We start from the raw sequence: 1,174 nt of genomic DNA, 5'->3' as shown, positions 1-1,174 counted from the left end.
CGCGTGCCGCCGGCGAGCAGCCGCGCGCCGGCCGCGAGCGCGCGCTCGATGTGGCCTTCGACCTTGGCGCGGTGCCCGGCCGAGATGAGGGGCCCGCATTCGGTGCCGGGGTCCAGGCCGTCGCCGAGGCGGATCCGGTCGGCGCGGGCGGCCAGTTCCTCGACGAACCGGTCGTGGATCTCCTCCTGGAGGATCAGCCGCGCGCCCGCCGAGCAGACCTGGCCGGAGTGGAGGAAGGCGGCGGTGAGCGCGTGGTCCACCGCGGTGTCGAAGTCGGCGTCGGCGAACACGACGTTGGGGTTCTTGCCGCCGAGCTCCAGCGCCACGCGGCGTACGCCCTGGGCCGCGGCGGCCATGATCTCCTGGCCGGTGGACAGCCCGCCGGTGAAGGAGATCAGGTCGACGCCGGGGTGGGCGACCATGGCCCGGCCGACCGTGCCGCCGGCGCCGAGCAGGAGGTTGACGACGCCGGGCGGCACCGCCGCCTCCTCGGCCAGCGCGACGAGCGCCACCGTGGTCAGCGGGGTGAGCTCGCTGGGTTTGAGCACGGTCGTGTTGCCGGCCGCGAGCGCGGGGGCGAGCTTCCACGACATCTGCAGCAGCGGGTAGTTCCACGGCGCGATGAGGGCGCAGACGCCGACCGGCTCGTGGGTGATCCGGCTGACGACGTCCGGCCGGCCCGGGTCGACGACGCGGCCCGCGTGGGTGCCGGCGAGTCCCGCGTAGTAGCGGAAGACCGCGGTGACGTCGTCGACGTCGGCGCGGCCCTCCTTCAGCGTCTTGCCCGTGTCGAGGCTCTCGGCGCGGGCGATCGACTCACGGTCGCGCTGGAGCAGGTCCGCGATCCGCGCGAGCGTACGGCCGCGCTCGGTCGCGGGCGTACGCGGCCACGGGCCGGAGTCGAAGGCGGCGCGGGCGGCGGCCACGGCGCGGTCGACGTCGTCCTGCGTGAGCTGCCCGCCGGTCGCCAGCCGTTCCCGGTACCGCGCGTAGGCGCGCAGCCGCTCCCCCAGCTCACCGGCGGTGAACGGCTTGATCAGGTAGTGCAGCGCGCCGCGGGCGAACGCGGTGCGCACCGACTCCTTGTCGGTCGCGGCGGTGGCCATGATGACGTCCGCGCCCAGGCAGGGCAGCAGGTTCAGGCCCGACTCGTCGGGCAGGTAGACGTCGAGCA

The 1,174-nt window shown here is 75.0% G+C and carries 1 protein-coding gene; it reads right to left on the bottom strand.

Annotated features, from left to right (window positions below; translation table 11 throughout):
- Positions 1–1,106: aldehyde dehydrogenase family protein (locus ACFFNX_RS50560; RefSeq protein ID WP_378213643.1), on the bottom strand; the 1,106-nt coding region annotated here is incomplete at its 3' end.
- Between the last annotated feature and the right edge of the window lie 68 nt (positions 1,107–1,174).

The sequence above is a fragment of the Actinoallomurus acaciae genome (genome assembly GCF_042429965.1).
GTDB lineage: Bacteria > Actinomycetota > Actinomycetes > Streptosporangiales > Streptosporangiaceae > Actinoallomurus > Actinoallomurus acaciae.
This window is presented reverse-complemented; position numbering and strand designations above follow the sequence as displayed.